The 25,199-nt window shown below is 74.2% G+C and carries 18 protein-coding genes, 1 tRNA gene and 2 pseudogenes; 10 read left to right on the top strand and 11 right to left on the bottom strand.

Annotation, left to right across the window (positions count from 1 at the left end):
* Positions 1 to 96, bottom strand: a pseudogene (locus AB0D28_RS16720) (IclR family transcriptional regulator); the annotation flags it as partial.
* A gap of 219 nt (positions 97 to 315) precedes the next feature.
* Between AB0D28_RS16720 and AB0D28_RS16725 the strand changes: the two are divergent.
* Positions 316 to 450 carry a hypothetical protein gene (locus AB0D28_RS16725; protein ID WP_357386601.1) on the top strand — a complete coding sequence of 45 codons (135 nt, stop codon included), beginning with the start codon at positions 316 to 318 and terminating at the stop codon, positions 448 to 450.
* A 5-nt stretch (positions 451 to 455) separates the two neighbouring features.
* Positions 456 to 869, top strand: a complete 414-nt coding sequence (locus AB0D28_RS16730) for a roadblock/LC7 domain-containing protein (RefSeq protein ID WP_196806755.1) — start codon at positions 456 to 458, stop codon at positions 867 to 869.
* A 43-nt stretch (positions 870 to 912) separates the two neighbouring features.
* On the opposite strand, the gene AB0D28_RS16735 is transcribed toward AB0D28_RS16730, so the two are convergent.
* The gene (locus AB0D28_RS16735) at positions 913 to 2,406 is read right to left on the bottom strand and encodes a GH1 family beta-glucosidase (protein ID WP_357386603.1); all 1,494 of its coding nucleotides are present in this window, start codon (positions 2,404 to 2,406) and stop codon (positions 913 to 915) included.
* 859 nt (positions 2,407 to 3,265) lie between these two features.
* Between AB0D28_RS16735 and AB0D28_RS16740 the strand changes: the two genes are divergently transcribed.
* Positions 3,266 to 6,163: a glycoside hydrolase family 48 protein gene (locus AB0D28_RS16740; RefSeq protein ID WP_357386739.1), complete on the top strand. Its 2,898-nt coding sequence runs from the start codon at positions 3,266 to 3,268 to the stop codon at positions 6,161 to 6,163.
* Between the two features lie 287 nt (positions 6,164 to 6,450).
* On the opposite strand, the gene AB0D28_RS16745 is transcribed toward AB0D28_RS16740, so the two are convergent.
* Positions 6,451 to 7,131, bottom strand: coding sequence for a DUF3159 domain-containing protein (locus AB0D28_RS16745; RefSeq protein WP_357386605.1), 681 nt, complete (start codon positions 7,129 to 7,131; stop codon positions 6,451 to 6,453).
* Between the two features lie 92 nt (positions 7,132 to 7,223).
* Here AB0D28_RS16745 and AB0D28_RS16750 point away from each other — a divergent pair, with 92 nt between their 5' ends.
* Both AB0D28_RS16750 and AB0D28_RS16755 read left to right on the top strand, forming a co-directional pair.
* A complete protein-coding gene (locus tag AB0D28_RS16750) occupies positions 7,224 to 8,105 on the top strand; it encodes a phosphatase PAP2 family protein (protein ID WP_357386607.1) in 882 nt (293 codons plus the stop codon).
* Positions 8,106 to 8,111: 6 nt separating this feature from the next.
* Positions 8,112 to 8,783, top strand: a complete 672-nt coding sequence (locus AB0D28_RS16755) for a maleylpyruvate isomerase N-terminal domain-containing protein (RefSeq protein ID WP_357386609.1) — start codon at positions 8,112 to 8,114, stop codon at positions 8,781 to 8,783.
* Positions 8,784 to 8,789: 6 nt separating this feature from the next.
* Here the strand turns inward: AB0D28_RS16755 and AB0D28_RS16760 are convergent, their stop codons facing one another.
* Positions 8,790 to 9,629 (bottom strand): DUF1028 domain-containing protein, encoded by an 840-nt coding sequence (locus tag AB0D28_RS16760; RefSeq protein ID WP_357386611.1) that lies wholly within the window; start codon positions 9,627 to 9,629, stop codon positions 8,790 to 8,792.
* Between the two features lie 125 nt (positions 9,630 to 9,754).
* On the opposite strand from AB0D28_RS16760, the gene AB0D28_RS16765 reads away from it, so the two are divergent.
* Together AB0D28_RS16765 and AB0D28_RS16770 are read left to right on the top strand one after the other, a co-directional pair.
* On the top strand, positions 9,755 to 10,729 hold the full coding sequence (locus AB0D28_RS16765; RefSeq protein WP_357386741.1) for an LLM class F420-dependent oxidoreductase: 975 nt from the start codon (positions 9,755 to 9,757) through the stop codon (positions 10,727 to 10,729).
* 1 nt (position 10,730) lies between these two features.
* Positions 10,731 to 11,531: an SDR family oxidoreductase gene (locus tag AB0D28_RS16770; protein WP_357386613.1), complete on the top strand. Its 801-nt coding sequence runs from the start codon at positions 10,731 to 10,733 to the stop codon at positions 11,529 to 11,531.
* Between the two features lie 91 nt (positions 11,532 to 11,622).
* Here AB0D28_RS16770 and AB0D28_RS16775 read toward each other — a convergent pair whose 3' ends face one another.
* The 6 genes and pseudogenes from AB0D28_RS16775 to AB0D28_RS16800 form a co-directional block, all read right to left on the bottom strand.
* Positions 11,623 to 13,977: a DUF3488 and transglutaminase-like domain-containing protein gene (locus AB0D28_RS16775; protein ID WP_357386615.1), complete on the bottom strand. Its 2,355-nt coding sequence runs from the start codon at positions 13,975 to 13,977 to the stop codon at positions 11,623 to 11,625.
* Positions 13,971 to 15,125, bottom strand: a complete 1,155-nt coding sequence (locus tag AB0D28_RS16780) for a DUF58 domain-containing protein (RefSeq protein WP_357386617.1) — start codon at positions 15,123 to 15,125, stop codon at positions 13,971 to 13,973. The genes AB0D28_RS16775 and AB0D28_RS16780 overlap by 7 nt, the downstream gene beginning before the upstream one ends.
* Before the next feature lie 2 nt (positions 15,126 to 15,127).
* Entirely contained in the window at positions 15,128 to 16,123 is a 996-nt protein-coding gene (locus tag AB0D28_RS16785) for a MoxR family ATPase (protein ID WP_357386619.1), read from the bottom strand.
* Positions 16,124 to 16,142: 19 nt separating this feature from the next.
* Positions 16,143 to 18,707 (bottom strand): fibronectin type III domain-containing protein, encoded by a 2,565-nt coding sequence (locus AB0D28_RS16790; RefSeq protein WP_357386743.1) that lies wholly within the window; start codon positions 18,705 to 18,707, stop codon positions 16,143 to 16,145.
* A gap of 205 nt (positions 18,708 to 18,912) precedes the next feature.
* Positions 18,913 to 20,349, bottom strand: coding sequence for a hypothetical protein (locus tag AB0D28_RS16795; RefSeq protein WP_357386745.1), 1,437 nt, complete (start codon positions 20,347 to 20,349; stop codon positions 18,913 to 18,915).
* 1,695 nt (positions 20,350 to 22,044) lie between these two features.
* Positions 22,045 to 22,260 (bottom strand): annotated as a pseudogene (locus tag AB0D28_RS16800) (hypothetical protein); the annotation flags it as partial.
* 158 nt (positions 22,261 to 22,418) lie between these two features.
* Here AB0D28_RS16800 and AB0D28_RS16805 point away from each other — a divergent pair.
* A tRNA-Leu gene (locus AB0D28_RS16805) sits at positions 22,419 to 22,502 on the top strand.
* Positions 22,503 to 22,556: 54 nt separating this feature from the next.
* Here AB0D28_RS16805 and AB0D28_RS16810 read toward each other — a convergent pair.
* Positions 22,557 to 23,948 (bottom strand): recombinase family protein, encoded by a 1,392-nt coding sequence (locus tag AB0D28_RS16810; protein WP_269705208.1) that lies wholly within the window; start codon positions 23,946 to 23,948, stop codon positions 22,557 to 22,559.
* Between the two features lie 224 nt (positions 23,949 to 24,172).
* Between AB0D28_RS16810 and AB0D28_RS16815 the strand changes: the two genes are divergently transcribed.
* Positions 24,173 to 24,637 (top strand): hypothetical protein, encoded by a 465-nt coding sequence (locus AB0D28_RS16815; protein WP_269705209.1) that lies wholly within the window; start codon positions 24,173 to 24,175, stop codon positions 24,635 to 24,637.
* A gap of 84 nt (positions 24,638 to 24,721) precedes the next feature.
* Positions 24,722 to 25,108 carry a hypothetical protein gene (locus tag AB0D28_RS16820; RefSeq protein WP_269705210.1) on the top strand — a complete coding sequence of 129 codons (387 nt, stop codon included), beginning with the start codon at positions 24,722 to 24,724 and terminating at the stop codon, positions 25,106 to 25,108.
* Positions 25,109 to 25,199 lie beyond the last annotated feature (91 nt).

Below are 25,199 nucleotides of genomic sequence, written 5' to 3' on the forward strand. Positions count from 1 at the left end.
TATGTACGTCCCGTCCTCGCGCCGGATCACGTAGCCCTCGTAGGCGAGCGTGCGCACCAGGTGGTAGGTGGTGGCGACAGTCAGCTCGCAGCGCCTCCCCGGCCGGGACGGGCCGAGGACGTGCTCACGCCGGACGCCGGCGCGGCGGGCGGCGGCTGGTTCAGCCGGCAGGGACCGGCCGCGTCGGCGCCGGGTGTGACGCCGGCCCCGGCGGCGACGCCGGTGACCGGAGGGACGAACGAGCGGGGCCTGCCGGTACGCGTGCCGATGGCCCAGCTCACCTCGGTCGCCCCGGCCGGGCGTCCGGACCGCCCGGTGGTGCGGCACGAGCCGGATCCGGAGGCGGTCGGCGGCATGCTGTCGCGCCTCTACAGCGGCGTACGGCGGGCCGAGGCCGAGGAGACCACCGAGATGTACCTGCCGCACGACGAAGGAGGGCGACGACAGTGACGACGTTGAGCCAGGAGGCACGCGACCTGAGCTGGCTGGTGAACGCGTTCGCCGAGCGTGTTCCGGGGGTGGCCCACGCGGTGGTGGTGTCCTCCGACGGGCTCCTGGTGGCGATCTCGGCGCACCTGCCCCGCGACCACGCGGACAAGCTCGCCGCGGTGACCTCCGGCCTGATGAGCATCACCGCCGGGGCGGCGCAGATGTTCGACGGTGACGTCGTCAAGCAGACGGTGGTCGAGATGGGGCGCGGCTACTTCCTGGTGATGCAGATCCGGGACGGCTCGATCCTGGCCACGCTGGCCGGGGCGGACGCCGACATCGGCGTGGTCGGCTACGAGATGGCGCGGCTGGCCAAGCAGGCGGGCGAGATGCTCACCCCGGCGTTGCGCGCCGAACTCCAGCAGGCGCTGCCGCGCTGAGAGCGCGCCCGGCCGGTGGTCTGCCGGCCGGGCGCGCACCGGGTCACAGGCCGTTGCGGCGGATCACGTCGCGGTACCAGTGGGCGCTGCGCTTGAGCACCCGTCGCTGGCTCGCGTAGTCCACGTAGACCAGGCCCCAGCGCTGCTCGTACCCCTCGGCCCACTCGAAGTTGTCAAGCAGTGACCAGACGTGGTAGCTCTCCAGCGGCACCCCGTCGGCGACGGCCCGGTGGGCGGCGGCGAAGTGGTCGCGCAGGAAGGCGACCCGCCCGGCGTCGTCGATGTTGCCGTCCGGACCGGGCACGTCGGGGCAGGGCAGGCCGTTCTCGGTGATGGTGATCGGCACCCGGCCGTAGTCGCGGGTGACCCGGGTCAGGATGTCGTACATGCCCTCCGGGTAGATCTGCTGCCACTCCGCCTCGGAGGTGGGCCACTTGCGGACCGTGTCGCGGGTGCCGGTGACGTAGAGCGGCGTGTAGTACTGCACGGCGAGCAGGTCGACCGGGCTGGAGATGATCTTCAGGTCGCCGTCGCGGACGCCGCGCGCCATCCGGCTGTCCGGGCCGAGGTCGTCCAGCACGTCCTCCGGGTACGCGCCCTTGAAGATCGAGTCGAGGTAGAGGCGGTTCTCGTAGCCGTCGTGGAGCCGGGTCGCGGCGGCCGACTCGGCCGAGTCGTCGGCCGGGTAGCAGGGGTGCAGGTTGAGCGCCGGGCCGATCCGGCCGGTGACGCCGGAGGCGCGCAGCGCCCGCACGGCGAGGCCGTGGGCGAGCTGGAGGTGGTGGGCGACCAGATACGCCGCGTCCTCGTCGCGGATGCCCGGCGCGTGGTGGCCCCAGATGTAGCCGTTCTGCACCACAGTCTTCGGCTCGTTGATGGTCAGCCAGACCGGCACCTGGTCGCCGAGGGCGCGGAACACCACGTCGGAGTACTCGGCGAAGCGCTCGGCGGTGTCCCGGTTCTCCCAGCCGCCGGCGTCCTGCAGAGCCTGGGGGAGATCCCAGTGGAACAGCGTGGCCATCGGCGCGATGCCGCGCTCGTGCAGCCCGTCCACCAGGCGGCGGTAGAAGTCGAGGCCGCGCTGGTTGGGGCGGCCGGAGCCGTCGGCCTGGATGCGCGGCCAGGAGATGGAGAACCGGTAGCTGCGCAGCCCCAGCTCGCGCATCAGGTCCAGATCCTGGGCGTACCGGTGGTAGTGGTCGGCCGCGACGTCGCCGGTGTCGCCGTTGCGGGTGCGGCCCGGCGTGTGGCTGAAGGTGTCCCAGACGGACTCACCCCGCCCGTCCTCCTTCGCGGCCCCCTCGATCTGGTACGCCGAGGTCGCCGCCCCCCAGCCGAAGCCGTCCGGGAAGCGCAGCCCGCGATCCGGCTCCGGGTCGGTGGTGCGCTCGGGCCGGCTGTCGCAGCCGCCGAGCGCGACTGTCGACGCGGCGACCCCGGCCGCGGTGGCGCCGGCGAGCCCGGTCCGGGCCGCGCCGGCCGCGGTCGCGGAGAGGGCGGCGCGGCGGAGCAGGCGCCGTCGGGTGAGTAACGACATGAGGCTTCTCCTCGGAGTGACGGGCCGCCCAGGGCCGGGAGCGCTCCCAGCATAGCCAGGGGCGGCCGGCCCCGATCCGGCGGTCGCGGCGAGGATGCGGCGCGGCCGGCGGGCGGCCGGAAGGGTGTGGGGTGGGCGGGGGCGTCGCTCGGGAACGTCGCTCGCGGCGGCGTGAGCGGCGAGGGATGGGGCGGATAGCGCGAAAGGCCGTCCGGGTGGCGTGTCACGCCTGTCCCGTCGGCCTCTTTTGCCGTCGACAACGGGGGTTTAGTGTGGGGACGGGGGAGGGCAACCCCCGTCCCCACCGATGGTGCACACACGCACGAAGTGGAATTGGCGTCCGTCGTGCGCGTCGCGCGGGAGCCGGGCCACGCGAGTGGCTCTGGTTCCACCTCCCTCCGTCTGGCGGGTGGCGGCCGGCGGCGGCGTCCGGGCTGGTCCGCCGTCGGCCTCTGGGCCGACGCGCCGGGCACGGGTGTACCCGGCGATCCAGTACTTATATCTCCGTCGATGGAAGCGCTCCCATCGGCGATGCTGCGACTGTAACGCTCGTCACGGGTTTGGAAAAGACCCTAAACGAGATCGAAACATGGAAGCGCGTATCTGCCCTGGCCGTTGTGGTGGGAGCGCTTCCATGTCACACTCTCGTCACGCAGCGCGGAGCCAGTGAACGCGAGCGCGGGCCGCCGAGGGCACCCGGTGACGAACCGGTGCGGCGCCCCGATCCCCGGCACGGCCGGGACGACCACCTTTCCGGACGCCTCCGTCCCCCCGCGTACGCCCGTCGTCGCGTGGAGGCGCCCTGCCGGGGCCCCGAGGTCCCGGCCCGGTCCGAGGAGACACCGCCCACATGAGACTTCTGGCCAGACGTCGCCGTACGGCGATGGTCGCCGCCACCGCCCTCGTCATAGGCGGGGTGGCCCTGCCCGCGGGCGCCGCACAGGCCGCGCCCGCCTGCGACGTGACCTATGCGACGACCGACTGGAACAACGGGTTCACCGCCAACGTCACCATCAAGAACCTGGGTGACGCGCTGAACAACTGGTCGCTGAAGTTCGCCTTCCCGAACAGCAGCCAGCGCGTGGTTCAGGGCTGGTCGGCCCGGTGGAGCCAGTCCGGCAGCGAGGTCACCGCGACGAACGAGTCGTGGAACGGCAGCCTGCCCACCGGCGCGTCCACCAGCATCGGCTTCAACGGCAGCTACAGCGGCAGCAACCCGAAGCCCACCGCGTTCACCCTCAACGGGGTCGCCTGCAACGGCGCGCAGACCAACCAGCCGCCGACGGTCTCCCTGAGCGTGCCGGCCGGCCCGTTCGAGGCGCCGGCGGACGTCCCGCTGACCGCGACCGCGAGCGACACCGACGGCACCATCAGCAAGGTCGAGTTCTACCGCAACGGCCTGCTCGTCAACACCGACACCACCGCGCCGTACGGTTACGACCTGCTCGACCTGCCGGCCGGCAGCTACACGGTGCAGGCCAAGGCGTACGACAACGCGGGCGGCACGGCGGTCTCGGAGAAGTCGTTCACAGTGACCGCGGCGAGCGGGCCGAAGCTGGTCGCCAGCCCGTCGGCGGTCACCGTGTCCGAGGGCGGCAGCGCCACGGTCCGGTACACGCTCAGCGCGGCACCCACCGCCAACGTCCCGGTGACCCTCGCCGTCACCGGCGACAGCGACATCACCGTCTCGCCGTCCACGCTGACGCTCACCCCGAGCAACTGGAGCACCGGCGTCACCGCGACGGTCTCCGCCGCGGAGGACGCCGACACGGTCGGCGGCACCGCCACGATCACCGCGTCGGCCACCGGCTACGCGCCGATCTCCGTCGTGGCCACCGAGGCGGACAACGACACCCCCGGCGGCGACAACGCCTACATCAAGAAGTTCCTCGACCAGTACGGCAAGATCAAGAACTCGGGCTACTTCAGCCCCGAGGGCGTGCCGTACCACTCGATCGAGACGCTCATCGTCGAGGCGCCCGACCACGGCCACGAGACCACCTCGGAGGCGTTCAGCTTCTGGCTCTGGCTGGAGGCGCAGTACGGCCGGGTCACCCAGAACTGGGCCCCGTTCAACAACGCCTGGACGGTGATGGAAAAGTACATCATCCCGTCGCACGCCGACCAGGCCACTGCCGGTTCGCCCGGCACCCCGCAGTACGCCGCCGAGCACAACCTGCCCAGCCAGTACCCGTCGGCGCTGGAGGCCAGCGTCCCGGTCGGCCAGGACCCGCTGCGCTCGGAGCTGCAGTCCACCTACGGCACCGGTGACATCTACGGCATGCACTGGCTGCTGGACGTGGACAACACCTACGGCTTCGGCCGCTGCGGTGACGGCACCACGCGGCCCGCGTACATCAACACGTTCCAGCGGGGCACCCAGGAGTCGGTGTGGGAGACCGTGCCGCAGCCGTCCTGCGACACGTTCAAGCACGGCGGTCCGAACGGCTACCTGGACCTGTTCGTCAAGGAGTCCAGCGCCCCGGCCAAGCAGTGGAAGTACACAAACGCCCCGGACGCCGACGCGCGTGCCGTCCAGGCCGCCTACTGGGCGCTGACCTGGGCCAAGGCGCAGGGTAAGCAGGCCGACGTCGCGGCCACCGTGGCCAAGGCCGCCAAGATGGGCGACTACCTGCGTTACGCGCTGTTCGACAAGTACTTCAAGAAGATCGGCAACTGCGTCGGGGCGAGCACCTGCCCGGCCGGCAGCGGCCGTGACTCGGCGCACTACCTGCTCTCCTGGTACTACGCCTGGGGCGGCGCGTACGACGCCTCGCAGAACTGGTCGTGGCGGATCGGCTCCAGCCACAGCCACTTCGGCTACCAGAACCCGTTCGCGGCCTGGGCGATGACGAACGTCGCGGAGCTGAAGCCGAAGTCGCCGACCGCGGTCTCCGACTGGCAGAAGAGCCTCGACCGGCAGCTGGAGTTCTACACCTGGCTCCAGTCCGCCGAGGGCGGCATCGCCGGTGGCGCCACCAACAGCTGGGACGGCAGCTACGCCCAGCCGCCGGCCGGCACCGCCACCTTCTACGGCATGTTCTACGACGTCGACCCGGTCTACAACGACCCGCCGTCGAACCAGTGGTTCGGCATGCAGGCCTGGTCGATGCAGCGCATCGCCGAGCTCTACCTGGAGACCGGCAACGCGAAGGCCAAGGCGCTGCTGGACAAATGGGTGCCGTGGGCGATCGCCAACACCACCGTCGGCACCAACTGGTCGATCCCGTCGGACATGAAGTGGACGGGCCAGCCGGCCAACTGGAACCCGAGCAGCCCGCAGCCGAACACCAACCTGCACGTCGAGGTGACGGTCAAGGGCCAGGACGTCGGCGTCGCCGGCGCCTACGCCCGCACGCTCATCGCGTACGCGGCCAAGTCCGGCAACACCGCGGCGAAGGACACCGCCAAGGGCCTGCTGGACGCGCTCTCGGCGTCCGCCGACAGCAAGGGCGTCTCGACGCCGGAGAAGCGCGGCGACTACAAGCGCTTCGACGACGTCTACAACGCCGCCGACGGCCAGGGTCTCTACGTGCCCAACGGCTGGACCGGGAAGATGCCCAACGGCGACGCGATCGCCCCGGGCAAGAGCTTCCTGGACATCCGGTCGTTCTACAAGAACGACCCGGACTGGCCGAAGGTGCAGGCGTACCTGAACGGCGGTCCCGAGCCGGTCTTCAACTACCACCGGTTCTGGGCGCAGGCGGACATCGCCATGGCGTACGCCGACTACGGCACCTACTTCCCGCAGGGGTGAGGTGACCCCTCCTCCGCGGGCGGGCGCGAGCCCGCCCGCGGAGGAGGCCGACCCGGCCGATGGGGGAACGGAGCGGCCGGGTCGGCGAACGGCCTGACGCCCACGGTCAGGCCGGGTGGGCCGGCCGTCCGGCCGACGCAGCGGACCGGCCGGCCCACCACTCCGCCCGGCGACGACCCATGGCGCGAAAAGGCACGCGAAATTCAGCGGTCCAGGGATCACATCCGGGCCGTGGACGGAGTAACGTATTTGACGGAGAGGCCGCTCCCCCCGTGGCGGCCTCTCCATTATTCTGTGCGCGGCGCTCTACGGTCCGTGTCCATCGGGTGCCGCAGCCCCGGATGCCCGGCCGGCAGTGAGCGCCGGATCACCACCCAGCTCCCCGCCAGCGCCGCCGCGATCAGCGGCCAGGTCAGCGCCGCCCGCGCCACCGTCAGCGCGACCACCTGCCCGGACAGCCACAGCGGCACGAACACCGCGACGCGCAGCACGTAGCTGGCGGTCCACACCCAGCTGCCCCGGCCGTACGCCCGCAGCAGCGCCGGGTCGCGCCGCCACCGGGTCCGCTGGCCCAGCGCCGTGCCGACCACCACACCCAGCAGCGGCCACCGCACCACGATGCTCACCGCCCAGGCCAGCGCGCTCGCCGCGTTGGCGGCGATCTGGAGCAGGAAGAAGTCGGCGGCCCGGCCGGTCCGCAACGCGATCAGCGCGGCCACGCAGACCGCGAGCAGCCCGACCAGCACCGAGCGGGGCCGGTCGCCGCGTCGCCACCGCCAGCCGGCCACCGCCGTGCCGGTCAGCACCGCCGCGAGCACGCCGCCGCCCAGCCCGCCGAGCGCCCAGCCGAGCCCGAACGCCAGCGCGGGAAGCGTCGCGTCCACCGCCCCGCGCCGGCCGCCGAGCAGGTCGGCCAGCGACTCCGGCCGGGGCTCGCCCTCCGGTCGCGGCCCTGGCGTGCCGGTCACGGCCCACCTCCTCACATCGCCCGCCTCACCGTACGCCGCCGCCGCTGGCGCTCCGCCGCGCGCCGGAGCGGACCTACCGTTAAGTTGTCCGGGTGCGTGAGACGGCGAGGGGTTGGACGGCGGTCTGGTTGGTCGTACTGGCCCTACTCCAGACAGCCGCGTTCGGGCTGGTGTGGCGCTTCGCCGTACACACCGAACTGGGGCAGTGGCTGGACACGGTGGCGTTGACCGGCAACCGGATCGGCCAGGACCGCATCGACGGTCCGGTGGACACGATCCTCAACGCCATGTCGGTGGTGTCGCTGCTGGCCGCGACCGCCGTGATCGGTTTCATCGCGCTGATCCGGGGCCGCAAGGCGCTCGCCGTCACCGCGACGCTGCTGATCGCCGGCGCGAACGTGACCACGCAACTGCTCAAGCACTACCTGGTCCGGCCCGACTTCGGCATCGACCCGGAACGGGCCGCCGCCGGCAACAGCCTGCCCAGCGGGCACACCGCCGTGGCGGCCTCGGTGGCGATCGCGCTGATCCTGGTGCTGCCGCGCAAGGTGCGGGCGGCCGGGGCGTTCCTCGGCGCCGGGTACGCCGCCGCCGCCGGCGTCGCCACGCTCTCCGCCGGCTGGCACCGGCCCAGCGACGCGGTCGCCGCGTACCTGGTGGTCGGCGCCTGGGCCGCGGTCGCCGGACTGGTGCTGCTGTTCTTCCAGCGGGAGCAGGCGGTGGTCGAGCCGGGCGACGCGCACCGGGTGGCCGGCGCCGTGCTCGGCGGCATCGGCGTGGTGGCCCTGCTGGCCTGCGCGGTGGCGCTTTCCTGGCTGGTCGACCGCTCCACCGTCCCGGTCGAGGCGCTCGGCCGCCGTCCGCTGTTCGTCGGGTACGCGGGCAGCGCGGCCGGCATCGGCGGCACGATCGCCGTGGTGGCCGCGCTGGTGCTGGTCGTGGTGCACCGGCTGGTGCCCCGCTGGAAGGGCTGACCCGCCGTGAGCGACGTACCGGCGGCGTTCCGGTCCGAGTGCGAGCGCCTGGAACGGGTGCTGCGCGACCTGGACGACGCCGCGCTGGACCGGCCCACGCCGTGCCCGCCCTGGTCGGTACGGGACCTGGTCGCGCACGTGAGCACCGGAGCCGGACGCCTGGCGGGGATGCTCGCCGAGCCCGCGCCGCCCCGGGCCGAGGTCGACGCGGCCGCCTACTTCGGCGCGGCCAAGTTCAGCCCGCCGGTCGACCTCGACCGCGTCGAGTCCGCGCGGCGGGCGGCGCGGGAGCACCCGGGCGCGGCCGCCGTTGCCGGGGAGTTCGGCCGGGCCTGGCGGGCCACCGGCGAGGCGGTCGCCGTCGCGCCGCCGGGCCGGGTGGTACGCACCCGGCACGGTGACGCGATGGCGCTGGCGGAGTTCCTGCGTACCCGTGTGGTGGAGGTCGCGGTGCACGGCCTGGACCTGGCCGACGCGCTGGACCGGCCGCCGTGGCTGACCCCGGCCGCGGCGGACGTGGTGGTCGGGGTGCTCACCGGCGGCGTGCCGGTGCCGCCGGGCCTGAGCTGGGACGCGCTGACCGTGCTGCGCAAGGCCACCGGTCGGCTGCCGCTCACCGGCGACGAGCGCGCCCAGCTGGCGCGGGCGGGCATCGGCCGGCTGGCCTTCGGCGGCTGACCGGGCTCAGCGCGCCGCGCAGCGCCGCAGGTGCGCCAGCACGATCGGGTCGATCCGGCCGGGCACGAAGCGTTCCTCCAGGTTCTCCAGGCCGCTCCAGGCCGCCAGCGCGTCGTCCAGGCCGGCCGGGCCGACCGGGTGGCCGGTGGCGGCGAGCAGCTCCGCCACCTCGGCCGCGAGCGGACCGGCGAGGTCACGCAGCGAGGCCGGGTCGGGGCGGCCGAACAGCATGTGGTGGATGCCGAGCAGGCGGCTCAGCTCGGAGACCGGGTCCACGTGGTCGTCCACGCGCAGGTCCACCAGCTCGTCGCCGGTGCCGGCGTAACCGCCGTGGCGCCGCACCACGAGCATCGCCGCGCTCTGCCGGCCGCGCCGGTCGCCGCCGGCCTGGTCACCGGCGATGAGCGCGGCCAGCAGGCGTTGCGGGAACGGCAGATCCACGCGGGCCAGCCAGGCGTCGCGCAGCGCGTCGATCACCTGTGGCCCGCTCAGGATGTTGCCCTGCGCGGCCCAGCCGTCGCCGGCCTGCCCACCGGCCCACGGGTGGCAGCGCGGCCCGGTCCAGGTCGCCCCGTCGCCGGCCGCCCCGACCACGGCGAGCTGCCGGTCGTCGCGGCCGGGGTCGGCGGCCACCAGCCCGGCCACCGCGTCGGTGGCGCTGACGCCGGTACGCAGCAGCGCGAGCGCCTGCGACCGGTAGGCGAGGTTGGCGTGCGCCTGGGTGGCGACCGCTCCCACCTGCGCCTCAGCCGCCGGCACCAGCGCCCCGGCGGCGAGGAACCGGCTGGCCACGACGACGCCGTGCAGGAGCCCGTCGGCGGAGCGGGCGACGAGCGAGAAGGTCACGCGCGGATCGTAGCCCGGGTGCGGCGTGCGGGACCGGCGTCGCCGCCCGATCGCCCATATCGGCCTGGATCTTGCTCCCGGCGGTGCCGGACGGGCACGATCGACGGGTGACGAACCGATGGGGCATGACCGTGCCGCTGGGCGGCATCCCGCTCGCCGACCACGCCGCCGTCTACGCGGCCCTCGACGACGCCGGGTTCACCGACGTGTGGTCGTCGGAGGTGGCCGGCGCGGACGCGTTCACCCCGCTGGCCCTGGCCGCGGCCTGGTCGCCGCGGCTGCGGCTGGGCACCGCGATCACGCCGGTGTTCACCCGCGGGCCGGGACTGCTCGCGATGAGCGCCGCCGCGCTGGCCGAGGCCGCGCCGGGCCGCTTCGCGCTCGGCGTCGGCGCGTCGTCGCCGGTGCTGGTGCGGGACTGGAACGCGATCGAGTTCGACGAGCCGTTCAAGCGCACCCGGGACGTGCTGCGGTTCCTGCGGGCCGCGTTGCGCGGCGAGACAGTCGACGGCGCGTTCGACACGTTCGCCGTCCGCAAGTTCACGCTGGAACGCCCGCCCGCCGTGCCGCCGCCGGTCGTGCTGGCCGCGTTGCGCCCCGGCATGCTGCGCCTGGCCGCCGCCGAGGCCGACGGGGTGATCCTCAACTGGCTGGCCGCCGACGACGTGCCGACAGCACTGGCCGAGGTGGGCGAGCGCCGGCCCGGCTTCGAGGTCGCCGCCCGCATCTTCGTCTGCCCGACCGAGGACGCCACGTACGCCCGCGCGCTGGGCCGTCGCATGATCACCGGATACCTCACCGTCCCCGCGTACGCCGCGTTCCACAGGTGGCTGGGCCGCGAGGACTCGCTCGGCCCGATGTGGCAGGCGTGGGCGGCGGGCGACCGGCGGGGCGCCTCCGCCGCCGTACCGGACGAGGTGGTCGACGCGCTGGTGCCGCACGGCTCACCCGAGCAGTGCGTGGCCGCCGTCCGCCGCTACGCCGACAACGGCGTGGACGTGCCGGTGGTCGCGGTGCTTCCCACGCCCGAGATCACCGAGGGTGGCGCGGCGGCCTGGATGGACCTGCTGCCCCGGCTCGCCCCCGGGAAGGTGGCCTGAGATGAACCTGACCGACCGGGTTGTGGTGATCACCGGCGGGGCCGGCGGGATCGGTGCGGCGCTGGGCCGCCGGTTCGCCGCCGAGGGCGCCGCCACTGTCGTCCTGGCCGACCTGGCCGCCGACGCGGCCCGCGCCACCGCCGAGGCGATCGGCCCGGTGGCCGAAGGGGTCGGGCTCGACGTCACCGACGAGGCGGCGGTACGCGCCCTCGTCGAGGAGACCGAGCGCCGCCACGGCCGGATCGACCTGTTCTGCGCCAACGCCGGCGTGGCCACCGGCGGCGGCATCGACGCGCCCGACGCGGACTGGGACCGGGCCTGGCGGGTGAACGTGCTCGGGCACGTGCACAGCGCCCGCGCGGTGCTGCCCGGCATGCTCCGCCGGGGCCAGGGCCACCTGCTGCTCACCTGCTCGGCGGCGGGTGTGCTCACCGCGGTCGGCGACGCCCCCTACACCGCCACCAAGCACGCCGCCGTGGGCCTCGCCGAATGGCTGGCGGTCACCTACCGGGACGCCGGGATCCGGGTCAGCGCGCTGTGCCCGCAGGGCGTGGACACCCCGATGCTCGCCGACGGCCTCGCCGAGGGGCATCTGGGCGCCCGGGTGATCGCCGCGTCCGGGACGATCCTCACAGCGGACCAGGTCGCCGACTCGGTGATCGCCGGGCTGGCCGAGGAGCGGTTCCTGATCCTGCCGCACCCGGAGGTGGCCGACTACGCCCGCCGCCGCGCCGAGGATCCGGACGGCTGGCAGGCCGGGCTGCGCAAACTCGTCCGCAAGCTGCGCGCCGCCGACCGCTGAGCCGGCCCGTCACTGCGGATTCCCGGGTACGGCGGGTCGCACCCGGCGGCGGGCCGCATCCGGCCGGCCGCCGTACGCCCGGCCGGGCCCGTCAGCGGCGCCACCGCAGCGGCCCCGGGTGGACCGTCCACAGCAGCCGGCCCCACCGCGACCGCGCCGCCCGCAGCGTATCGCCGAAGCCCTGACTCAGCCGCGCGGCCCGCTCCGCCTGTTCCGGCGTCACACTGCCCGGCGCGAAGCCTGCCTGGTTGAGCAGGGCGGCCAGCTCGTCGACCGCCGACTCGTCCGGACCGCCGGCCGCCGTGCCGTCCCCGGCCCGGTCCGTGAGCCCGGCCGCGCCGTCCCTGATCCGGTCCGTGGGCTCGGCCGCGTTCCCTCTGGATCGGGCCGCGCGGGCATCGGCGAGCGTCCGGCGGGCCCGCTCGGCCACCTCGGCCGCCGTCAGGTCCGGCCCGACCGGGTGCCCGGCCAGGCGCAGCGCGTCCGTCAGCTCCCGCCACGCGCCCGCGACCCGCGCCTGCGGGTCACCGGCCTCGAGGCGGGAGCGGGTCAGCCGGCGGCGCATCGCGTACAGCACCGCCAGCACCGCGCCGACCAGCAACGCCAGCCCGCCGACGCCGTCGACGACCAGCAGCGGCGTACCGAGCCCGCTCTCGTCCCGGCCGGGGGCGGGCGCGGCGGCCGGGGGCGTGGCGCTCGGCTCCTCGGTGGGCGCGGGCACCTCCGACGGCGGCGGATCCTCCGGCTTCGGCCGGAAGTCCTCCTCCACCGGGCGGGGCTCGGAGTCCGGGCGCGGCATCGGGTCGAACGGCACCCAGCCGACGCCGTCGAACAGCACCTCCGGCCAGGCGTACGCGTCGGCGGCCCGCACCGGCCCGTCGCCCCTCGGCTCGAACCCGACCACCACCCGGGTCGGCAGGCCGGCGAGGCGGCCGAGCACCGCGAACGCGGCGGCGAACTGCTCCGAGGTGCCCCGTTGCCCGCCGCCGTTGCGCGGTCCGAACAGGAAGAACGCCAAGTTCGGGTACGCGTGCCCGCTGGGCGCGTCAGCTGTCACCCGGTAGTGCTCGGCCAGGAACGTGGCGATCGCGTCGGCGCGCGCGTACGGGGCGCCGTTCGACTCGGCGAGTTGGGTGGCGAGCCGTCGCAGCGGCTCCGGCGCCCCGTCGGCCACCCGCAGCACCCGGGCCACCTCGTCACCGGCGGGCACGTTCGCCGTGCTCAGCAGGTTCACATCCGGGCGCTCCCGAATCGAGGACACCTCGTACCGCAGCCCGGGCGCGAGCCCTTCCGGCCGGATCAGCGTCCCGGTCGCCGGGTCGTACGCCACCCGCGCGCCGGTCACCTCGCGCGGCGTGGGCACCGCCGGCAGCAGCCGCCCGGTCAGGTCGCCGACGGTGATCTGCTGGCGCACCTCGTCGGTGCCCGTGCCCGGGGGCGGCTCGGCGGCGGGCAGGATCCGCCCCGCGTTGCGGTACGTGGCCCCGACCCGCCAGGTCACCCCGTCGTAGTCGCTGAGCACCGCCAGCCGGATCCGCGGCGGCCCGCCCTCGCCGGCACCCGCGACGGTGCGCACGTCGAGCAGCCGCTGGTCCGGGTTCAGCGCCCACCCGGAGATCCGGATCAGCGGGTTCTCGTCCAGCGACTCCACCCGCGGCGGCTCCACGTAGCGGCGCGGGTCGACCGGCCGCTCGTCGACCTGGGCGGCCACCACCGGGGCGAGCAGCGCCGCCAGCGCCACCACCACCGCCAGCCCGGCCGCGCTCGCCGCCGCCAGCCGCAGGCGCACCGCCGCGCGTACCGCAGGGGTCAGACCGGCGACCGGATCGGGTGCCGGGCGGTCGCGGCGTCCGGGCGTCGCCAGGCCGGCCGCCGCGACCGCCGCGAACAGCACGGTCGGGCCGATCGCCGGATCCGCGTTCGGCCCGACCACGTAGAGCGCACCGGCGTAGAGCAGCGCCGGCGGCAGGTAGCCCAGCAGCACCCGCCCGGCCCGCAACGCCACCTCGGCGGCGGTCAGCCCGGCCAGCCAGGCCGCGACCACCGGTACCAGGACCGTGTCCGGTGTCGGCTCGACCGGGATCATCGCGGTGAGCAGCCGGGGGATCGCGTTGCGGGCCGCGTCGGCGGCCACCTCGCCGAGCCCGCCCGGCAGCGCCGCGTGCGCGGCGGCCAGCCGCAGCGACAGGAGCGTCCACCCGGTCAGCGCGGCCACCGACAGCGGCGCCACCAGCCAGGACGGCAGCCGCCGCGCGGCCACGCTGACCAGCACCGAACCGATTGCCGCACCGGCCATCAGCCGGGTCGGCAGCGGGTCCGCGTACACCCGGCCCAGCACCACGCCGGAGAGCGCGACCAGCACGACCAACGCGGCCGGCACGGGCACGGCCCGCAACACCCGGACCGCGCGCGCCGCCGCCGCGCCGCTGCGCGGCGGCGTCACCACCGGCGGACCCCGTCCCACTCGGCGGCGAACGCCGCGCCGTCGGCCGCGTCCAGCACGGTGAGGCCCGCCGCGCCGGCCGCCGTCGGCCCGTCCGCGCCGAACATCCCCACCACCACCGAGGGGTACGCGCCGCGCAACGCGCCCACGTGCCCCAGGTCGTCGCGGCCACCCGGCCCGGTCAGGAAGACGAGCGTGTCGCCGAGCCGGTCCCGGCGCAGCCGCCCGGTCGCGGCGGGCAGCACGTCCGGCCCGGCGTCCGCCAGGTCCACGGCGGCCAGCCGGTCCAGCGGCCCGGCCGCTCCGGCGGGCTCCACCTCGGCGGGTACGACGAGCAGCAGGTGCACCGGCAGGTCCTCCCGCACGGCGGCGGCCACCACCGACGCCGCCGCCTCGCACGCCGACTCGAACGACTCCGCGACGCCACCGGAACGGCCGGGATGCGCCGACGCCCGGTTGTCCAGCACCACCACCAGGCGCGGCAGGCTGGTGTCCACGTTCTCCCGCACCATCAGCTCACCCACCCGGGCGCTGGTGCGCCAGTGCACGCGGCGCAACTCGTCGCCCACCACGTACTCCCGCAGCGAGTCGAACGTGATCGACCCGTGCGGCACGCTGTCGGTGCGCCCGTCCAGGCTGCGCCCCGCGCCGGTGGGCACCGCGGAGAGGGGATGGATGCGCGGGTGCACCCACACCGGCACGGTGCCGCCGTAGCCGCGCGCCAGCGCCACCAGGCCCAGCGGATCCCGGCGCACCACCCGCAGCGGCCCCACCGGCACCACCCCACGCCGCTGCGTCGGCACGTCGTACCGCACCACGGTGTCCCGGCCCGGACGCAACCGCAGCAGCGGCACCGGCACCAGCGCCCCGGCGCAGCGGTCCTCGGCCACCAGGTTCGCCGCGCGCAGCCGGCCGGTGTTGCGCACCGTCAGCTCCATCGCCGCCGGCTCACCCCGGGCCACCCGGTCCGGGTCGGCCCGCCGCGCCACGCTCAGCCGGGGCCGCCAGGCCGCGTTCACCACGGCGTAGCCGACCGCCACCCCGGCCGCCGCGCCGAGCACAGTCAGCTCCGGGTACGCGTACCGGAACCCCACGCCGAGCAGCACCAGGGCGGCGACAAGTAACCCGACCCCACGGGCGGTGATCCCCACGCTCAGCCGTGCACCGCTGTGGCCTGGCCCGTCGGCAGCGGCACCGGCACCGACGCGACCGCCTGGCGCAGCACCTCGGCGGGCGTGACGCCGCGCACCTGCGCGTCGGGGGTGAGCAGCAGCCGGTGCGCGAACACCGGTTCGACGAGCGCCTTCAGGTCCTCCGGCATGATCCAGCCCCGGCCGTCGATCAGCGCGTACGCGCACGCCGCGCGGGTCAGCGCGATCACCCCGCGCGGGCTCACCCCGACCCGCACCTGCGCATGGGTACGCGTCGCCGCGGCCAGCCGCACCGCGTACGCGTAGAGCGGCTCGGCGATGTGCACCCGCCGGGCCATCTTCACCATCTCGCCCACGGTGGCGGTGTCGGTGACCGGGCTCAGCGAGTCGGGGGAGCGGACCGTGGCGCCGCGCAGCACCTCCACCTCGACCGCCTCGTCCGGGTAGCCGACCGAGAGCTTCACCAGGAACCGGTCGAGCTGCGCCTCGGGCAGCCGGTAGGTGCCGTCCATCTCCACCGGGTTCTGCGTGGCCACCACCAGGAACGGCTGCGGCACCGGGTGCCGTACGCCGTCCACTGTGACGGTCCGCTCCTCCATCACCTCAAGCAGCGCCGACTGCGTCTTCGGCGACGCCCGGTTGATCTCGTCGGCGATCACGATGTTGGCGAACACCGGCCCCGGGTGGAACTCGAAACCCCGGCTGGCCTGGTTGAAGATGGTCACCCCTGACACGTCGGAGGGAAGCAGGTCCGGCGTGAACTGGATCCGCCGCCACTGCCCCTTCACCGTCGCCGCGATCGCCCGCGCCAGCGTGGTCTTGCCGACGCCCGGTACGTCCTCCAGCAGCACGTGCCCCTGCGCGAACAGCGCGGTCAGCGCCAGCCGCACCACCTGCGGCTTACCCAGCACGACCGCGTTGACGTTGTCGGCCAGCCGGGCGGCCAGGGCGGCGAAGCCCTGCACCTCCGGCTGGCTGAGCGGTTCGTGCGTGTTCACTGATGCGCCTCTCGTGCGGTCAGCAGGTGGGCAGGACGCCGAGGTCGTCGCCGCCCTCCAGGTTGAGCCAGGCCCACGGGATGTACGTCTTGCCCTTGTAGTCCACCTGGATCCACCAGGTGCTCTTCTTGTTGTTGTTGTAGATCCAGGCGTCGACGTCCTCGCCCTTCACCTTGCAGTACGTGCGCAGCCGCCGGCCGTCCGGCACCCAGCCCGCCTGCCGGTCGTTGTCCTGCCTCGGCACCTCGAAGATCTCGTTGCCGTTGCGGCCGTCGACGTCCTTGTCGCAGTACGTCCGCTGGTCGCCGTCCGGACCGTTCTTGCAGGTGGCGATGCCGTACAGCGGGTCTGTGGCCTGCGCCCGGGAAGCGGTGCCCTTACCGGCGGCGTTGCTCGCGGTCAGCGTCACCGTGTACGCGGTACCCGGCGTCAGCCCGGTCACCCGCAGGCTGGAACAGCTTCCGCTGGCCGTCTTCCCGCCGGTCGCGGCCGTGCAGGTGGCCCGGCCGCCGCCCGCGTCCACGGTGAACGTCACAGTCACCGACGTGGCGTCCGCCGACGAACCGGTCACCGTGATCCGGGGCTCGGCCACCGTGCGCGCGGTGGTGCTCGCCTCCGGTCCCGGCCCGGCCTCGTTCACCGCCTTGACCTTCACCGTCACGTTCTGCCCGTTGCCCAGCCCGCCCACGGTGGCCCGCACGTCGGTCACCTCGACGGTCTTGCCGGCCGCCTCGACCAGGTACTTCGTCACCGGCCGGCCGTTGTCCAGGGCCGGGGACCACTGCACGGCGACGGTGCCCGGCTGGTCGGCGACTGTGGACGCGCGCAGCTCGGTCGGTGCCTTCGGCACGGTGAACGGCACCACCGTGTTGCTCACCGGTGACGCCTTCGACCCGGCGCCCTTCTCACTCACGGCGGTCACCGTGAACGCGTACTGGGTGCCGTACTCCAGTTGCCCGGCCGGCACCACCAGCTCCGTCTTCGGCGACTCGCCGGCCGGGGCGCTCGCGCCCGCCGAGGTCGCCGTCACCGCGTACTTCGCGATCTTGTTGCCCTGGCCGTCAGCCTCGGGCCAGCTCACCCGCACCGTGCCGTCCGGCCGCGCCTCGGCGGTCACCGACGCCGGTGGGTCCGGCACCTCGGCCGTCGGCACCACCGGGTTGCTGCGCCGCGCGGGCCCCTCGCCCTTGGCGTTCACCGCGTGCACCGAGAACGTGTACGTCTCCCCGTTCGTCAGGCCGGTGATCTCCAGTGCACGCTGGTTCGCGCCGACCTGGTGGGTCTGACCGGCGCCCTCCACCACGTACCGGGTGATCTCGGCGCCGTTCGACGCGGCCGCCTGCCAGCTCACCCGGGCCGACGCGTCACCGGCGGCGGCGGTGACCGACTTCGGGGCACCCGGCTTGGACACCTTCGGCTTCTTCGGCGGGGGCGGCGGCGGAGCGACCGGCGGCGGGTCGCCTCCGAGCACGTCGTTTGCGTACTTGTCGACCTCACGCACCTGGTTGCGGTCGTCGACCACCTGCGCCGTCGACGAGTCGGGCGGGTTGATGAACAGGTGGTTCTCGCGCACCTCCAGCTCGACCGGGCCGGGCCGGCCGGAGCCCTTGACGGTCTGCACGAGCTGACCCTCGGCGTCGAAGGCGTACACCGTGCCGGTGTTCTCGTCGGCGCAGTAGAACCGGCCCGCCCACGCCACCGCCGGGCTGAGCCGGACGCCGTCGCCCGGCACCGTGAACCGCTTCACCTCGCGGCTGTCCCGCACCACGTGCACCGACCGTTCACCGGGAACCGTCACCGGCACCTGCTGCCCGCTGGTACGCGTCGGCAGGTAGCCCGGCGCGGTCATGCTCAGCTGCGCCCGCTTCGTCTGCCCGCCGACCACAGTCACCAGCGACGCCGAGGTGCGGTCCAGCACCGCCACGCCCTCGTCCAGCGTGGACACCACCAGCTCGTGCGCCGGCTCGGCCACGTCGTACGTCTCCACGCGCTTCGGGCTGAGCCCGGCGGGCGGCGCGTCACCCGGCGTCTCCGGCAGCTCGGCGGCGGTCACCGCCGAGACGGTGCCCTCGCTCGGCACCGCGACCCACAGCTTGCCGGCGCCGTCGAGCGTGCCGCCGGTGATGCCCGGCGGGTAGCGGACCGGCTCACCCACAGGCGTCAGGGCCCGCGGGTCGAGCTGCCGCACGATGCCCTGCACCGCGTCCACCACGAACGCCGCGTCCTCGTGCAGCGCCACGCTCACCCCGAGCCCCGGCGCGGTCGGCGTGGTGGCGGTGATCTGCAACGTCGCCAGGTCCAGCGAGCTGACCCGACCGGTGTTGAGGTCGCGCAGGATCAGCAGCCGGTCGGTCTGGGCCACCTGCATCTGGTGCCGCCGCCCGCCCGGCACCTCCATCCGGGTGTCCACCCTCGCCGTGACACCGTTGACCCGGGCCAGCTCGCTGCGGGTGGTGCTCCACAACCAGGAGGACGCGTCGAAGCTCGCCACCGCGTTGTCGGCGGCACCCAGCCCGAGCACCGTCAGGCCCATCGCGGCCAGCAGCGCGGCCACCGTGCCGATGGTGACGAGTCCGCCGCGCATCCGCGGCCGTGGCCGGGCCGGCGCCGGCCCGGTGCCCGTGACGTCCTCAATGGTGGTCACTGCCGGCTGCCTCCCCGCGTCGGTGGGGGAGGGACACCGAGCACGGCCGACCCTCCCCAGAGCCGGGAGCCATCATAGGTGCCGCCCGGAGCCGGTGAAACCCGCACCGTCCTCCTGTGGACACCGAGCGTGTCGCCCGAGGCGCTCAGTTCGCCGTGCCGCCGGCCTCCCGGTCCGTGCAGACCTGACCCGAGGTGGCGTACGAGTCGGTCGAGTAGACGGCCAGCACCGTGAAGCAGTAGTCCAGCTTCGCGCTCAACCCGTTCACCGTGTAGCGGGTCTGCCCGGCGTCGACAGTCGCCATCACCCCGAGCTTCTGCCCGGCCCGGCCACCCGCCACCACGAACGGCACCCCGCCGTTCGTCGGATCGGTCCAGGTCACCGTGACGGTGGTGGTGTCGTCGCGTAGCTTCAGGTCCCCCGGCGGCGGACCGGCCACCTTCGGCGACGCGGCACCGGACGCGGGCACGGGGGCCGGTGGCGGCGCTGCCTCCCGGTTCAGCAACACCGCGCCGATACCGACCGCGGCCAGCACCGCGAGCACCGCACCGCCGACGACCAGGGCCAGCACCGTCCGACCGGACCGCTCCGGCTCTATCGGGTACGCGTCCGGCGGCTGGACCGGCGGCGGCTGGTGGAACATCGGCGGGGTCGCCGGCCAGGCGCCCGGCTCCGGCTGGCCCGGCTCGCCCGGCGACTCCGGCCGGGCGGGCTCGGGGAAGTCCAGCAGGTCCTCGTAGATCGTCATCTGCCGGTTCGGCTCCGCCGTGTCGGAGCCCGGCCCGTCCGCCGCGTCGGCGGGTGCCGGTTCGTCCTCGTCCGGCTCCGGGGCGGTGGGCCGGTCGACCGGCTGGGACGGGGCGGCGCTGCTCCACGGCGGCGCGACCATGCCCCACGGCGGTACGGAGGAACCGCTGACGGGTGCCGCGCTGACCGGTGCGGCGGGTGGTCCGCTGACGGGCGGTGGATAGGTGCCGGGGGGAGCGCTGACCGGCGGGTACCCGGCGGGCGGCGCGCTGACCGCTGGCGGGTAGGCGGGCGCGGGTGGTGCGCTGATCGGCGGTCCAGGAGGACCGCTGACGGGTGGTGCGCCGGCCAGCGACGGGTAGCCGGATCCGGGTGGCGCGCTGATCGGCGCAGCGCTGGCGTGTGGAGCGCTGATCTGGGGCGCGGCGGGCGGCGATGGCGCGTCTGCCGCCGGGGCACCGGCTGCGGGCGCGCCCACGGTGCTCGGCACACCCGGCGAGGGCGCGCTCGGCTGCATCACGCTCGCGGCAGCGTCGCCGTCACCCGTAGCCGGCGGTCCGCTGATCGGGGATGTGCTCGCCGGCGGCGCGCTCACCGCAGGCGTCACGGACGAGGCGGCCTCGGACGAGACGGCGGGCGGCGCGCTGATCGGCGGTGATCCCTCGGGCCGTCCGCTGGGCGAGGGCGCGCCGATCGGAGGGCTGCTGACCGGCCTTGCGCCGGCCGGGGTCTCGCTGGCGGCGCCGGTCACCGTGGGCTTGGCCGGGGCGCCGGGGGCCGCCGTCGCGGCGTTGCGCGCCGCCTCCTCTTCCAGCAGCGGGCCGATCTGCTGCACCTGGATCGTCGGCTTGTCCCAGCCCGGTCCACCCGGGACAGGCGGTGTCGTACCCGGGCCGGAAACGTCGGTGCCGGTGCCGGTGCCGGTGCCGACCGTCCGCTCCGCGGCAGGCCGTGGGGGAGCGGTTGCCTCGGCCGTGGGAGTCGCCCGCGGGGCGGGTGCCGGTCGCGGCGGTACAGGTGCGGAGGCCGGCGTCGGTGCGGTGGCAGCGGCCGGCGCCGACTCGGCCACCGGCTGGGGCGTGGGCGCCGGTGGCGCTGCCGCGGCCGGAGGGGTGACCGGTTGCGGAGCGGGCGGGGACGACACCGGCGGGACGACCGGAACGGCCGGTGGCGGAGGCAGGTCGCCGGCTGCCGGAGCCGGCACGCGAGGCGCCGGCGGCAGGACGGCCGGAGGCGGCGGCAGGAGTCCCGCCGAGGGCGCCCGCGACGGTGGCGGAGTGATCCCGGCAGGCGGCACCTCGGTGACCGGCGGCGCGGGCGGCGGCGGGATGACCGGCGGGGGCGGAAGTGGGGATGTGCCGGCGGTTCCCGGCATCGGCAGCGCGGGAGCGCCGATGGTTCCGGGCATCTGTGCGGGTGCCTGCGGAGGCGTGCCGGCGGTGGCCGGGTGCGAAGGCGTGACGGGGGTGCGGGGCGGCACCGGGGTCACACCGGGAGCGGCGGCCGGTCGGCCGTACGTCGCCGGTGGTGCCTGGGGGACACGCTGCGCCGGGGGAACCGGGATGACGCCCTGAGCCGGGGGCACGGGGCGGACACCGGGAACCTGCGGGGCTGTCCCGGCAGCCGGTGGCCTCGCCGGGGCGGTGGGTTCGACGGGCACTACCGGGAAGCGGGTCGTCGCCTCATCCGTGATGGGCGCGAACCGCGTGGTCGCCTCCTCGGTGATGGGCGCGAACCGGGTCGTCGCCTCGGAGGCAGGCGGCGAGGGCGGCGCCCACGGACTCGCGGGTCCGCTCGGTCCGGTTGCGGGAGGCTGCTGCGGCGGGGCAGGTGCCACAGGGGGTGGCGGAGCGACCCGCGGGTTCGGCGCGGACTGAGCCGGCTGCGCGGCGTGGGGCGCCTGCGGTGCCGGGCCCGGGCGGGGAGCCCACTGCGAACCGGGTACCGGCGGACTCGCCCCGGGCACACCCGGGGTGACGGGCCGAGGCGGTGCGGGCGGGTGCGGTGGAGTGACCGCCCGCAGCGAGACGGTGGGCTCGGACAGCCCGTGACCGGGGTACCCGGAGGAGGCGGGACCGGGCCGGGCCGGACCAGGGCTTCCCGGCAGCGCCGGATCGGGGCTTGCGGGCGGGCCCTGGTTCGGATGCCGGGGCAGGGACTGATCGGGGTGCCCGGGGCGGCCCGGATTCGGGTATCCGGGCAGGGTCGGAGCGGCGTGCGGACCGGCAGCGGCGGCGAAGCCGCCGGGGAAGGGGCCATAGCCCGCGGGAGCGGCGGCGGAGCCGCCGAGGTACTGGCGGGCCGCGCGTACCGCTGGGTGGTCCGGACCGAGCACGGCGGGCCCTACGGTCGCCACGCGGCTGTAGTTGCGGCGGGCCTCGTGCCGGTTGCCAAGCTCCTCGGACACCCCGGCCAGGTCGAAGCTGAGCGCGAGCATCAGCGGGTCGGCCTCGCCGCGGCGGCGCTCGCCGGCGGCGTAGGCCTCTTCGAGTACGCGCCGGGCGGCGGCCGGGTCGTCGGCCTCGCGGTGCAGCCGGGCCAGCAGGTGACCGGTGGCCATGACGTCCTGGTGGTCCTCGCCGTACGCCGGGCGTGCCGCGATGATCGCGTCGGCGAGCAGGCGGCGGGCGCTTGTCAGGTCACCCGCGGCGCGCAGCGCGAGGGCCTGGTGTTGAGTGGCGATCAACGGGGAGGGGTGGGACACGTGAGCAATGCTGCCCGGAATCGCCTGTTGCGCGCTACCCACGCGATTGTTGTGGCAGCTGACCTGCGCAAACGTGCCGCCCGGGAGCTGATGTGCATGATCGTTCTGGGCCGTGTACAGTAATGCCCCGTGCGGCCCGCCGGGCCGACCGATGCGGCGAGTAACTCACATTGGTCGACCAGGTAGGCTGGTACGTGCAGGTCCGGGTGGCGGAATGGCAGACGCGCTAGCTTGAGGTGCTAGTGCCCGTATAGGGCGTGGGGGTTCAAGTCCCCCCTCGGACACGTTAATACCCCACGGAAATCTCCGGTGGGCATTGCGCTTGGCTCGCCGGTGTGCTATCGGCGATCGGATGTGAGGGTCAAGTCCCAGGGGTTGCCATGGGAGATGATGGTCATTTGGTTTTCGCGCAGAATCGCTACCACCTCCGTTGGCGCAAGGGCGTGAGCCCGCCGCCTCGCTTGGCCCTGCCTGCTGCTGCGGTGAATGTCTGCCGTGAGGCTGGTAAGTAGGTCGTCCTCCCGTAGGTAGATGTTCTTGAGGCCGCATGGGAGCTTCGCGCTGGTGTGCCCGTGCCGGCAGCGGTAGCCGGCTCGGCCGTGCACCCAGTGCGATTCCATCCGCCGCCCGCAGTGGCCGCAGCGCAGCAGACCGGACAGCAGGAACGTGCGGGCGTGGCCGTCCTCGGGGGTCGGGTTACATCGGATGGATTGGGCGGTGACGAAGTCCTCCTCGCTGACCAGCGCGGCGTGCGCCATCTCCTTAGAGACCACCCACTCCCCGGCCGGGTTCAACCGGTGCACCTCGCTGCGCTGGTGGTCGACGGGGTTGTGGTCGGTGCGTTGCCGGTTCCAAACCTCTCGGCCGGTGTAGCGGGGGTTGCTCAAGATTGCGGCGACCGTGCGCAGGGTCCATCCGTCTCCGCTGCGGTGCGGGTTGCGGTCCGGGTCGACGCCGGACGGGCAGGGAATCTCCATTTCGTTCAGTGCTCGGGCGATGCTGGCGACGCTGCGGCCGGCAAGGCGTTGGGCGAACATCCACCGTATGTGTGGGGCGGTGGCCGGATCGGGTTCGAGCCGGCGTAGCCGGCGGCCCCAACGGGCGTGGGCGGCGTTCGGGTGAGGCCCGGCGTCGGCGAGCCGGTAGCCGTAGGGTGGCCGGCCGCCGAGGTAGCGTCCCTGTTCGCGGGCTTGTGCCTGCATCGCGGCCATGACCCGGAACCGCGCGCGCTGTACCTCGCGTTTGGACTGAGCCCCCAACATCATGATCAACGCCCGGTGAGTGGGGTTGTGGTAATCGAGTGGGCCGTCGGTCTCGGGTAGCCACAGCTGTACGCCGTGGCGCTCAAGGGCTGGGGCGAGGTGTAGTAGTTGGTTGCCGTGGAACGCGCGTTCGTACTCACCGACCACGATTGCGTCGAACGCGCAATCGGGATCAGCGAGCGCATCCAGTAGCGCTGCGGCTTGCGGACGCTCATCCCACGTCTTGCGGCGGGAGTGTCCGATGTCGAAGAACTCGGCCACGACCGTGCCGCGCCCTGCGGTCAGGCCGAGGGCCACCTCACGTTGCCAGTGGTACGACGATGCCGGGTCCTGGAAGTCCTTCGTTGACATTCGTCCGTAGAACGCGAACCTCAGCCCGCGGCCGGAGGGAGTCGCGTCGGGGCGACTCGCGGCCGCACGCTTCTGTTCGCGATCGATCCACCCGGTCAGCAGGTCCGGATTGCTCATACTTGTGGCAGTTGTCGTCACGTCTCGCTCCGTCGATAGGCAGTTGCTTGCGGAGCCGAGACTGCTCACTCACGACCACGCTTGGCCAGAGCGGGCACCTAGAAGCGTTCTCTCTCAGCGCTTCAATCGGCGGGGTCCGGGTTGTTGCGTGGTTGCTTTCAGGGGACAGTTACGGCGGCCGCTCCTGGCCGTGCTGGTGCAGGATCGCGCGCGAGCTCGTCGGCATGCTGCCGGGATTCGAAGTCCGGTTCGGCTACCCGCCGGACCGGCACACGATCGGCGGCCCGGCGGGGGAGGAGGAGCTCGCCTCGCTCGCGGGCACGCGTCTGCCCGGTGATCTGCTCGTGTGGTACCGGCATGTGCGCGAAGTAGGTCTGCCGGACATCGGCAACGGCTACTTCATCCACGAACCCGGCCTGGTCGCGCCCCGGGAGGTGACGTCCATTCGGGGGCGCTTCACCGCTGATGTGGTCGTGTTCGCCAGTGATGGTGGCGGCAACCTGTCCGCGGTAGGCGCGGTGACCGGCTCGCCGGTGTACCGGCTTCCTGCCGGCGAGATCGTCTCTGGTGTCTACCGCAGCGATGACCCACGATTCGACGTGGTGGCAGTGAATTTGATCGGCTTTCTCGACCGGCTACGCGACGCGGTTGAGGTGTTCGCCGCCACGGGCGCAGCCGGCGACTTGTAGAATCGGCTGGCACGGCTCGGTCGGAGAGGTGAGACTTCGTGGCTGTGGCACAGGTTGCGGGTGCTCCGGCTGGCCAGTTCCTCCGTGCCCAACGCCCTCGCCGCGCTTCTGCTGCACATCCGCGACCTGACCCATCGCCGACCCCACGTCTACTTCGAGTGGACCGAGGGCAACCCGGCCGGCAACTTCCTGCGCTACCCGATCTTCGGTCAGGGCGAGATCGCCTCCGTCACCCGGGAGATCCTGCGCCGGCAGGAGCCCGACCCGACTCGGCGGCCCCGTGCACACCGGCTGACCCGGCGCGGACGCGTCCGCCGGACCGGGCCGGAAGACCCTGCGCCTGGGCCACCCCCGGGGGCGAGCATCAAGGGGGTACGCGGACCAAGAGGAAGCTCATGGCTGACAGCGACGCCCGTCCCGCCCGACGGCACCGGCACACCCACTGGCCGCCGGCGGTGGTCAACCGGCTGATCCTGGAGGTCCTACGTTCCGGCGCCTGCACGGCCTGCTCGACGGGCAACTGTGCGAGGTGCGCTACCGCGCCGCCGACGGGCGGCCGGCC

It is taken from the genome of Micromonospora sp. NPDC048169, from assembly GCF_040652815.1.
Classification (GTDB): Bacteria; Actinomycetota; Actinomycetes; order Mycobacteriales; family Micromonosporaceae; genus Micromonospora.

What these genes read in the sequence shown, in the direction of transcription:
- AB0D28_RS16735 (WP_357386603.1), bottom strand. Translation starts at nt 2,406, where the DNA reads ATGTCGTTACTCACCCGACGGCGCCTGCTCCGCCGCGCCGCCCTCTCC.
- AB0D28_RS16765 (WP_357386741.1), top strand. Translation starts at nt 9,755, where the DNA reads ATGACCGTGCCGCTGGGCGGCATCCCGCTCGCCGACCACGCCGCCGTC.
- AB0D28_RS16770 (WP_357386613.1), top strand. Translation starts at nt 10,731, where the DNA reads ATGAACCTGACCGACCGGGTTGTGGTGATCACCGGCGGGGCCGGCGGG.
- AB0D28_RS16790 (WP_357386743.1), bottom strand. Translation starts at nt 18,707, where the DNA reads ATGCGCGGCGGACTCGTCACCATCGGCACGGTGGCCGCGCTGCTGGCC.
- AB0D28_RS16810 (WP_269705208.1), bottom strand. Translation starts at nt 23,948, where the DNA reads ATGAGCAATCCGGACCTGCTGACCGGGTGGATCGATCGCGAACAGAAG.
- AB0D28_RS16815 (WP_269705209.1), top strand. Translation starts at nt 24,173, where the DNA reads ATGCTGCCGGGATTCGAAGTCCGGTTCGGCTACCCGCCGGACCGGCAC.